10 protein-coding genes are annotated in these 9,499 nt (G+C 69.4%); 7 read left to right on the forward strand and 3 right to left on the reverse strand.

Features of this window, described 5'->3' with window-relative positions; translation table 11 throughout:
- Positions 1-16 precede the first annotated feature (16 nt).
- Entirely contained in the window at positions 17-733 is a 717-nt protein-coding gene (locus C447_RS06230; protein ID WP_007691988.1) for a glycosyltransferase family 2 protein, read from the reverse strand.
- Positions 734-882: 149 nt separating this feature from the next.
- Here C447_RS06230 and C447_RS06235 point away from each other — a divergent pair, with 149 nt between their 5' ends.
- Together C447_RS06235 and C447_RS06240 are read left to right on the forward strand one after the other, a co-directional pair.
- Positions 883-2,043 (forward strand): glycosyltransferase family 2 protein, encoded by a 1,161-nt coding sequence (locus C447_RS06235; RefSeq protein WP_029601850.1) that lies wholly within the window; start codon positions 883-885, stop codon positions 2,041-2,043.
- Between the two features lie 90 nt (positions 2,044-2,133).
- Positions 2,134-3,402 carry a glycoside hydrolase family 26 protein gene (locus tag C447_RS06240; protein ID WP_029601851.1) on the forward strand — a complete coding sequence of 423 codons (1,269 nt, stop codon included), beginning with the start codon at positions 2,134-2,136 and terminating at the stop codon, positions 3,400-3,402.
- 30 nt (positions 3,403-3,432) lie between these two features.
- Here C447_RS06240 and C447_RS06245 read toward each other — a convergent pair whose 3' ends face one another.
- Positions 3,433-4,428, reverse strand: coding sequence for a glycoside hydrolase family 26 protein (locus C447_RS06245; RefSeq protein WP_007691992.1), 996 nt, complete (start codon positions 4,426-4,428; stop codon positions 3,433-3,435).
- 141 nt (positions 4,429-4,569) lie between these two features.
- Between C447_RS06245 and C447_RS06250 the strand changes: the two genes are divergently transcribed.
- The 5 genes from C447_RS06250 to C447_RS06265 all read left to right on the forward strand — a co-directional run bounded on the left by C447_RS06250 (position 4,570) and on the right by C447_RS06265 (position 8,489).
- Complete coding sequence (locus tag C447_RS06250) at positions 4,570-5,571, forward strand: AAA family ATPase (protein ID WP_007691993.1); 1,002 nt, start codon at positions 4,570-4,572, stop codon at positions 5,569-5,571.
- 85 nt (positions 5,572-5,656) lie between these two features.
- A complete protein-coding gene (locus tag C447_RS18745; RefSeq protein WP_255409229.1) occupies positions 5,657-5,788 on the forward strand; it encodes a hypothetical protein in 132 nt (43 codons plus the stop codon).
- Positions 5,782-6,771 (forward strand): YeiH family protein, encoded by a 990-nt coding sequence (locus tag C447_RS06255; RefSeq protein ID WP_007691994.1) that lies wholly within the window; start codon positions 5,782-5,784, stop codon positions 6,769-6,771. The genes C447_RS18745 and C447_RS06255 overlap by 7 nt, the downstream gene beginning before the upstream one ends.
- Before the next feature lie 38 nt (positions 6,772-6,809).
- Positions 6,810-7,544 (forward strand): helix-turn-helix domain-containing protein, encoded by a 735-nt coding sequence (locus C447_RS06260; RefSeq protein WP_007691995.1) that lies wholly within the window; start codon positions 6,810-6,812, stop codon positions 7,542-7,544.
- Between the two features lie 69 nt (positions 7,545-7,613).
- A complete protein-coding gene (locus C447_RS06265) occupies positions 7,614-8,489 on the forward strand; it encodes a sulfurtransferase (protein ID WP_007691996.1) in 876 nt (291 codons plus the stop codon).
- Here the strand turns inward: C447_RS06265 and C447_RS06270 are convergent, their stop codons facing one another.
- Complete coding sequence (locus tag C447_RS06270; protein ID WP_049904399.1) at positions 8,490-9,452, reverse strand: methyltransferase domain-containing protein; 963 nt, start codon at positions 9,450-9,452, stop codon at positions 8,490-8,492.
- Between the last annotated feature and the right edge of the window lie 47 nt (positions 9,453-9,499).

Below are 9,499 nucleotides of genomic sequence, written 5' to 3' on the forward strand. Positions count from 1 at the left end.
CTCCTCGGAGCGGTCGCTACGACCCGTCGAGGATTTCGGCGAACCAGCCCGCCCGCTGGGCCACCCGGCGGGCGGTTTCGAGCCGGGTTCCTCCCCGGATCGGCGTGTTGAACCACTGACGAACGAGCCAGCGGCGTGATTTGCCGTCGAGCCGCCACCACTGGACGTCCGCCCGGCCGAGGAGGTAGGACTTCCGCAGGAAGTGTCGAAACGACTCGACGTAGGTGTGCTCGACGACGAGTTCGGGGACGTACTGGATCGTGTAGGCCTCGGCGATCCGCTCGGCGAGTTCGGACTCCTCGTGGCCCCAGCCGAAGGTCTCCGCGTCGAACCCGCCGACGTCGTCGAGCACCTCGCGTCGGATCGCCATGTTGCACCCCGGCAGCATGTCGGTGGGTTTCGACTCGTCGCCCTGGTCGTACCACGGGAGGTCGAGGTCGGAAAATGGGGCGTCTGCGGGCTGGAAGACCCGACCGGCGACGGCGGGGTAGGCGTCGAGCGCGACGCTCGCGACCCGGAGGTAGCCCCGGCAGGGCACCGAGTCGTCGTCGAGGAAGACGAGCTTCTCGCCGCGTGCCCGCTCGATCCCGACGTTGCGGGCGTGGGCCGCGCCCCCCTCGCGCTGGATCAGGACCTCGTAATTCTCGAAGTCGTCGCCGGCGAGCCGTGCGGCCGATAGTACGTCGGCGTCATCCGAAAGCGTCGTCGGAATGATGACGCTTATCTCGACCATGGAGCGGGTTCCGCGAGCCATCGGAAAGCCCTTCCGACGCGGCGGTGTCGGTCAGTTATGACCGCGAATCGACCCGCTGATACGCGATACCGTCCCGAAGGGCGCGCGGTCAGCAACACTTAATGTTCCCGCTGGCGTCGCCGGTTCCAATGGCCGGATCGGTCGCCGCAGCGGTGCCTGTGGTGCTCTCAATCATCCTTTGGAGTATTGCCCTGCTTTCGGTCTGCTCCATCGCCTACTGGACGTACCTCGTTCTGTTCGTCGTTCGGGGCTCCGAGTATCCCGAGATCGAGCACGACCCGAGCGAGGTCCAGGTCAGGATACTGACCGTCGATTCACCCCAGATCATCCAAAAGAGCGTCAGCGCCATCCCCGATACCGTCACCGACCGCCACGTGATCGCCGAGGAGCCGATGGATATCCAAGGGGCGACGGTCCACGTGGTGCCCGACAGCTTCGACTCCGAGGCGATCCGGAAGGGCCGGGCGCTCGAATGGGCCCGGCAGAACGTCCCCTGCGGGAAGGAGTTCGTGCTCTACCTCGACGAGGACAGCCTCATGTCGGATTTCGAGGGGGTTCCCGACGCGGACGTGGTCCAGTTTCGGGAGCGCCCCCGCCGGAGCCGGTCGTGGCTCTCCTACCTCGCTGAGGTCTTCCGGATGGGCTTTCAGATCGAACAGCGCGCCTTCCCCTCGCTCTCGGTGCCGCTCTACGCCTGGGGCGGTGGGATCGCGATCCGGTCCGACCTCGAAAACCGCGTCACGTGGGACCACCACACCATGATCGAGGACACCGCGTTCGTCTGGAACGCGGTGGCGATGGACGGCGCGGTCGACTTCGACATGGCGCGCACCAAGTTCGACACCCAGGCCCCGCCGACGATCCGCGCGATGGTGAGCCAGCGAAGCCGGTGGCTCGCGGGCTCGCAGTCCGAGAGCGACCTCCTCCCGCTGCCCTATCACCTCCTCACGACCGTCCGCAACCTCGCGTGGGCGCTCTCGCCCGCGGTGCCGTTCCTGACGCTCGTCCCGCTGCTCGTCCCCGGAACCATCCTCTTCGAGACCGCCTTCCAGGTCCTCTCGGTTCTGGTCTTCAGCTTCGTCGTGGTCTGGTCGATCGCGGGGGCCGCCTACTACGACAGGTCGGTCCTCCTCGGGCTGGTCGTGGTGGTGTTGTCGCCGCTCGTCAGCCTGCTCCACTCCTTCGGCGCGTTCGTGGGACTGGTCGCCCCGCCGAACGACTTCTCGGTCACCCGGAAGATCAGCCCCGAACACGTCGATACGCCCGAGCGCGAGGTCGAGGGCGACTGACACCGACGACCCTGGCCCTACGCCGGTCGGCGGTTCCCGCCGCGCACATCACAATGTTTAACCGAAATCGCGGCAAGGACCGACCGATAGATGGATCGTCGGACCTTTCTTCGTACGACAGGGGTGGCCGGCGTCGCCGGGCTGGCGGGCTGTTCGACCCCGTTCGACCCCGTATCGACCCCGGAGTCGTCGAACGGCAGCGGGAGCGCGCCGACCGACGGGTCGGGTGCCGGAAACGAGAGCACGGGCGAGCTCACCGAAACCCCCGAAGCGCCCCAGACCCGCTCCGGCGCGGCGCTCACGGGCGTCTTCCCCGGCAGCGAGGAGCTCGACGCGACCCTCGCGGCGTACTCGAACTGGATCTCGAAAAAGCCCGCCGTCGTACTGCTGTTCGTCGACGCGCTCGCCGAGCCGAGCGCGACGCAGGGCTTCGTCGACGACGCGTTGACGCAGGTCTGGAACGCGGGCCACGTGCCCATGATATCCTGGCAGCCGCTGGTCAACGACGGGCAGACCCCGGAGGCGGTCGAGCGCCGGATCGCCAACGGCGACTACGACGAACAGATCCGGGCGTGGGCGATGGCCCTCGACGACTGGGCGCATCCGCGCGGCGGGCAGACGCGGGGTCGGCGGTTCTACTTCCGACCGGCCCACGAGATGAACGGCAACTGGTTCCCCTGGAGCGCGGTGGATTCGACTCGCGTCCCCGCCAGTACGGACAGCCCGGGCACCGCCGACGACTACGTCTCGATGTGGCGACACGTTCATCAACTGTTCGGGAACACCGACCTCGACGAGACGAACGTCCAGTGGATGTGGTCGCCGAACGCCGACGAGCCGAGCAACAGCGTCCGCGCCGAGCAGTACTACCCCGGCGACGAGTTCGTCGACTGGGTCGGCCTCGACGGCTTCAACTTCGGCGGGAGTCAGGAGTACGACAACGGCGCGACGTCGAACTGGCGCTCCCCGAACGGGATCTTCGGGCCGATGCTCCAGCGAATACGCGACCTCACCGACAAGCCGGTGGCGCTGGCCGAGTTCGCCTCCTCGTCGGTGCCCGAGTCCGGCGACGGCCACCAGCCCCAGCAGAAGGCCGAGTGGATCCAGGACGTCTTCGACTACGTCGCCGAGAACGACATCAAGATGGCCTGCTGGTTCAACGTCGACCAGGAGGGCCAGGACGAGTCCGACTGGGCGGTCTTCGGCGGCGCACGCGGCACCTCCCAGGTCACGATCGGCGGGACGCAGTACCCCGTCTACGAGGCCTACAACCGGTCGGTTTCGGGCTCGGACTACCTCGGCGCGCTGCCGGACTACCCGCCGCTGCTGACCGACGACGAGTTCGCCGGGGACTTCTGAACCGCCGACTCGTCGCACCCTTTCACCTCGTCACTCGCCGCGAAACGCCGCGTCACCGACGAACGCGGTTTCGTCAGCCACGGCCCGGTTTTCGATGTCCGTCGTCGCGTCGCGGTAGGCGGCGTACCGCCAGTGTGGAACCGCCCCGTCGGGCGATTCCGTCCCCCGCGCCCCGTCGAACGCCGCCCAGTCGGTCTCCTTGTCCTCGTTGAACCAGCACCGGAGCGCCACGCGGTCGTCGAGGTAGTCGAACGCGTCGCGTATCCACGCCGCCTTCCTCGACGGGTCGTGACCCGCGGCCGTCACCGACGAGCTCGCGACCTCCGGCACGCAGACCGGTTTCGCGGCGAGCGCGTCGAGCCGGTCGAGCATTTCGTCGAAGACCGCCGCCGGCGAGGCCCATCCCGACCACTCCTGGCTCGTCCCCCAGTTGAAGCCGTCGAGGCCGACCCAGTCGACGAACTCGTCGCCGGGATAACACGCCTCGGCCGTGTGGGAGCCGACGTCGACGTGGTTGACACACCAGACCCACTGGAGGCGCTCGGCCGGGAGGTCGTCCATCCGGTCGTGGACGCGCCGCCACATCGCGACGTACTCCTCCGGCGTTGTGTTCCCGCCCGCGGGGGCCCAGGGATACCAGTCCCCGTTCATCTCGTGACCGGGCCGGAGGAAGCACCGGCGGTCGTCGGCGGTCCCGAGCGCCCCGTCGGGCCCCGCGAGCCACCCGCGAAGTCGCTCCGCCCACGCGTCGAGGTAGTCGTCGTACGCCCCTTCGGCGATCCGCGCTGCGATGTCCGGCGGCGTCGAATCCGGGGTTGGGGTGTAGGGCTCCCAGGTGAGCAGCGGCACGCGGCCCGCGTTCCATACCTCGGGAAGCAGCTGGTCGAAGACGTGGTCGAGCCCGTCGGGATCCCACGGCACGAAGACGACGTGGACGGCGTGGCGCGCGCCGGCCCACTCGTCCATCGCGTCGAGGACGGCGATCCTGTCCGGTCGGACGTAGGCCCCACACAGCGTCGTGGTCATTGGTAGTGCAGTGGGTCGGCTGGTGGTCGTGCGGGCGGCGTGCGGTCGGTGGCCATAGCTCGGGATCCGTTCGGGCGGGATTGAGTCTGGTGGTCGCCACCGACCGACCGATTCTTTTCGGTGGCGCGCCGAGGACGGGTAATGGACGGGCCGCTCTGGACCGACGACCACGCGCCGGCGCTCGCCGACCTCCCCCAGGCCGACGTCCGGCGCTCGCTCGCGCGCGCGGTCGAGGAGCCGCTGAACCTCGTGCTGCACGGCCCGCCGGGCGCGGGCAAGACCGCCGCGGTTCGCGCGCTCGCCGACGAGACCCACACGCACGCCGACGACCTCGTGGAGCTCAACGTCGCCGACTTCTTCGGCCGGACCAAGAAGGAGGTGAGCGAGGACCCCCGGTTCTCGTCGTTCATCACCTCGAAGCGCCGCCGGAACTCCTCGAAGGCCGACCTCATCAAACACGTCCTCACCGAGTCGGCGAGCTACGCGCCCGTCGACGGTACCTACAAGACGATCCTGCTCGACAACGCCGAGGCCATTCGCGAGGACTTCCAGCAGGCGCTCCGCCGGGTGATGGAACGCAACTACAAGACCACGCAGTTCGTCATCACGACGCGCCAACCCTCGAAGCTCATCCCCCCCATCTCCTCGCGGTGTTTCTCGATCCCGGTGCGCGCGCCGACCACCGACGAGACCGTGGCGGTGCTCGAATCGATCGTCGAGGCGGAGGGCGTCGCGTACGACGACGACGGCCTCGAGTACGTCGCGGGCTACGCCGACGGCGACCTCAGAAACGCGATCCTGGGTGCCCAGACCACCGCCGAGGACGCGGGCGAGGTCACGATGGAGACCGCCTACGACGCGCTCGGGTCGGTCGGCAACGACGACCGGGTCGAGGGGATGGTGGCGGCGGCCGTCGACGGCGAGTTCACGGACGCGAGAAGCACCCTCGACGACCTCCTCGTCGACGACGGGCTGAGCGGGAGCGAGGTCCTCGAGGACGTTCTCCGGGTGGCGCGCTCGCGGTCGGTCGGACCGTCCGCCCCCGAACTCCACCGGCTCGCCGGCGAGGTCGACATGGACCTCGCCGAGGGCACCGACGACCGCCTCCACCTCTCGCACCTCCTCGCCGAGCTCGGTCGATAGCACGACCCGCGATCGGTTGTCGTGCGACAACTTTGGCGTGCGACAACCGAACCCGTATGACCGTCCCCCCCCGACTCACGGTCGGATGAACGATGGGTCCCGAGCGGTCGCGAGCGTGGCGCGGTGGTGGAGCGACCTCGACGGCGGGTGGCGGGCGGTGCTCCTCGGAACCGTCCTCGTCGCGGTCGTCCTGACCGGGATCCGGATACCGTGGTGAGGCAGTTTCTGCCGGGCATCGCGGCACTCGTCGCGGTCGGCCTTCTCGCACGCGGCGTGTCACGGGTCGTTCCCGAGGCCAACCACCTGATCGTCGCGATCGTTCTCGGCGTCGTGGTCGCCAACACCTACGGGGTCCCCGACCGGGCGGAATCGGGCGTCGGCACCCACACCCTCTGGCTCGAAACCGGGATCGTGGTGATGGGTGCGAGCGTCGCGCTCGACCGGGTGGTCGCCGCCGGGCCTACGATCCTGGCCCTCGTCGTGGGGACGGCTCTCACGACGGTCGTGGTGGTCGAAGTGCTCGCGCGGGGGCTGTTCGCGATCGACGAGGAGACCGGGTCGTTGCTCGCCGCTGGCTCCGGGATCTGTGGGGTCTCGGCGGTGGTGGCGATCGCCGAGTCGATCCACGCCGACGAGACCCGGATCGCCTACGCCGCCGCCACGGTCCTGCTGTTCGACGCCGTCACCCTCCTCGTCTACCCCGTGGTCGGCCACCTGCTGGGGCTCTCGGACGCCGTCTTCGGGGTCTGGGCGGGGCTCACGATGTTCAGCACCGGGCCGGTGACCGCCGCCGGCTTCGCGTTCTCGCCCGCGGCGGGTCGGTGGGCCCTGCTGGTCAAACTCACCCGCAACGCGCTGATCGGGCTGGCCGCGGTGGCCTACGCGGTCTACTACGCCCGGCGGTCGGGTCGCACCGCCGACGGCGTCGGGCTCGACCACCTCTGGCGGACGTTCCCGAAGTTCGTCCTCGGCTTCCTCGGCGTGATGGTGCTCGCCAACGTCGGCGTGCTCGGGCCACAGGCCATGGATTCGCTCTCGCACGCCTCGGACTGGCTGTTCCTGTTCGCCTTCGCGGGGCTCGGCCTCACGATCGACGTCGACGAACTCCGCTCGACCGGCTACGAACCCGTCCTCGTCGTTTTCGTCGGGCTCGTCACGGTGAGCACGACCGCGCTGATCGTCGTGGCCGCGCTGTTCTGACCCGCACGCTTTTCGTCGTGCGCCAACTCGTCTCGTCGATGCGGGAGTTCACGTTCGTCATCGAGTACGATGCGGGGACCGACCCCGTCATGGACGTCTGTATCGAGCATCCCTCGGTTCTCGCCCACTCGCTCGACGGCTTCGTGACCGGCGACCGGTTCTGGCGGATCGAACGGATCTCGGGGCCCGAACCCGCGCTCGAAGCGATCGAGACCGTCCGGTTCGATGGGACGAAATGCGGCGAGTCGGTCACCGAACACGACTGCGAGGCCGCACGCTACCACGACGTGCTCGAACGCGACGAGGGCGAACTCGTGCTCTACACCTACCTCGAAGACATCACGCGGTGTGAGTCGATACACACCCTCGCGGGCAAACACCTCCCCTCGGGGCTGGTCTTCGAGACCCGTCGGGAGGGCTCGCGCCACCACTGGCGGGTGCTGATGCGGTCGGACGCCAACGTCGGGGTGCTCTACGACGAGATCGGCGCGCGGCTCCGGGACGGACTCACGTTTCGGATGGGACACCTCCGGGACGCCGACGGCTGGCGGCGCGATGCGTTCGCAACGCTCTCGATGCCCGACGAACAGCGAACCGCGCTCGAAGCCGCCGTCGCGGGCGGCTACTACGAGACGCCCCGCGAGACCACGCTCGATGCGATCGCCGACGACCTCTCCATCCCACGCTCGACGCTCTCCTACCGGCTCCGCCGGGCCGAGACCACGCTCGCACGGCGGTTCGTCGGCGAGGACGGGGACCGGTGGCTCCGGTGAGTTCTCCTATTGCTCGTCCGGAGTGCGCCCCGGGGTTAATACCGCTCGCGGCGAAAGGGAGGACACCGGATGAGTGACTCGACGACCGACGCGCTGGTGTCCGCCGAGTGGGTCACGGAGCGCCTCGACGCGTTCGGGCGCGACGACCCGTCGCTCCGGCTGCTCGAAGTCGACATCGAACCCGCGAACTACGACGCGGGCCACGTGCCGGGCGCGACCAAGCTCGACTGGAAACGCGACCTCCAGGACGCCACGACGTTCGACGTGCCGACGAGGACGGCCTTCGAGCGGCTGCTCGGCGACGTCGGGATCACCGCCGATTCGACGGTGGTGGTCTACGGCGACATGATGAACTGGTTCGCGGCCTACGCTTACTGGCTGCTGGCCTACTACGGTCACGACGACGTCCGACTCCTCGACGGCGGTCGGGACGTCTGGACCGCCCACGACCGCCCGACCACGACCGAGACCCCGCAGTTCACGTCGCGGTCGTACGCCGTGGACTCGTTCGACGAAACCGTTCGCGCCGACCGGCCCGACGTCGAGGACGCCATGCGCCGGGGCGTGCCGCTCGTGGACGTTCGCACGCCCGAGGAGTACCGCGGCGAGATCCTCGCGCCGCCGGGCTGGAACGAGGGCGTCCAGCGCGGCGGCCACATCCCGGGCGCGGTGAACGTGCCCTGGAGCCAGGTGGTCGACGACGAGGGCCGTTTCAAACCCCGCGAGGAGCTCGACGCGATCTACCACGAGGCCGGCCTCGACCCCGCGACCGAGGTGATAACCTACTGTCGGATCGGCGAACGGTCGGCGCTGACGTGGTTCGTGCTCTCGGAGCTCCTCGGCTACGCCGACGTCAGGAACTACTACGGCTCGTGGGTCGAGTGGGGGAACTCCGTTGGCGCGTCGATCGAGAAGGGCCAGCGCGCCGGCGTCCGCCGGGAGTAGCTATCCCAACACCGCGATGTAGCGGGTGAGCGAAGCGTGAACCCGGCGTTCGAAGACGTCCTCGACCGTCCAGCCCGCCGCGCGCGCCGCGTCGGTCCACGGTCGGTCGCTGACGAGTACGGCTCGCGGCGCGACCCGTCGGGCTTCGGCGAGCGCGCCGGCCACCACCGTTTCGAGGTCGCCCTCAATCCTCGATTGGCGACCGTAGGGCGCGTCGAACACCACCGCGTCGGCCGCCCCGTCTTCGAGGGGAAGGTGGGTCGCGTCGCCGCGCGCGGTCGCCCACCCGCCGTCGAGGTAGTGTGCGAGGTTCTCGCGCGCCCCGCGGGCCATCTTCGCCTGGGCGTCGAGCCCCAGCACGTCGGCCCCCACCAGACCGGCCTCGACCAGGACCCCGCCGGTGCCGCACATCGGATCGACCACGAGCGAACCGGGCTCCGTGCCGGCGATGTTGGCGAGCGCCCGCGCGAGCAGCGGGCTCATCGACCCCGGCTGGAAGAAGGGTTTCTTCGTCGGGGCGCGCGCGCCGAACCCGCGGTCGGTCTCGATGTCGAGCCAGCCGAGGACACAGCGTTCGTCCGAAAACAGCGCCCGAAGCTCGTGGTCGGGGTCGTCGAGGTCGACCGGAAGTCCTTCGTTCGTGAGGACGCCGCCGAGCTCCCGTTCGGCGTGCGGGGTGTCGACCCCCGTTCCGCGGCGGACGTCGCGCGCCCGGACCGCGACGGTTCCGTCGAGGTCGAGCGGGGCGGCCGCGAGGGACGCGACGGCGGCCTCGACGGTCGCCGCGGACCGGTCCACGACGCGGCTCACACGGTGGGTGTACGCGAGGCTCCGCACCGCCCGTCTATCGACCGCTTCGGCGACCCCGACCCCGGGGGCGACGACCTCGACCCCCGTCATCGCGGTCGCGGCCTCGCGGGCGGCGAAGGCGTCGTCCTCGCCCGCGAACTCGACGACGTACACGGCCTCACTCCGGGCGGGCCGTCTCATGACGATATCGGTCCCGAAGC

This window comes from Halococcus hamelinensis 100A6 (assembly GCF_000336675.1).
GTDB lineage: Archaea > Halobacteriota > Halobacteria > Halobacteriales > Halococcaceae > Halococcus > Halococcus hamelinensis.